Source organism: Dietzia natronolimnaea (assembly GCF_002289575.1).
In the GTDB taxonomy this organism is placed as follows: domain Bacteria; phylum Actinomycetota; class Actinomycetes; order Mycobacteriales; family Mycobacteriaceae; genus Dietzia; species Dietzia natronolimnaea_A.
Genome location: NZ_NTGA01000052.1, coordinates 1 through 584 on the forward strand (window position 1 = coordinate 1; position 584 = coordinate 584).

Sequence of the window (584 nt, forward strand, 5' to 3'; positions counted from 1 at the left end):
CATCCACGCACAACACGATCGCGTTCTCCGGTGGCGCCAAGTACAGGCCGCATATGTCAGTGACTTTGCCGACCAGCTCCGGGTCGGTGGAGAAGCGAAACGTCTCGGACCGCCACGGCTTGATCCCGTACGCCCGCCACGCGGTCAGCACCGAGGTGGGCGAGATCTTCAACCGCTGCGCCAGCAGGCGCGACGACCAGTGCGTCACCCCCAGAGACTTCGGAGGTGGCATCAACGTCGCGGTCACGATCGCCGCATGATCAAGCGTCCGCGGCCGGCCCGAACGCTTCTCATCAACCAGGCCAGCGATGCCCCGCTCTTCATACCTGTCGCGCCACAGATTCACCTTCGGCCGCGACGCCCCAGCCAGCTCCGCGATCTCCGCATTGCGCCGCCCCTCGGAGGCCAACAGCACGATCCGGGCACGCTGAACGATTCCTGCCGAGATCGACTGAGAGCGCGTCATCCGCTCCAATTCCTCACGATCGCCAGGACGTAAAACTAATGCCGGGGCAGGTCGATTCGCCATACCTCATGATTTCACACCCGCAAACGTAAACCTACTTAACGCGCGCGACACTAGG

1 protein-coding gene is annotated in these 584 nt (G+C 63.4%); it reads right to left on the reverse strand.

The window, feature by feature from the left end:
• The coding region (locus CEY15_RS17230; RefSeq protein WP_245847715.1) for an IS630 family transposase at positions 1-466 on the reverse strand (466 nt) is incomplete at its 3' end.
• Positions 467-584 lie beyond the last annotated feature (118 nt).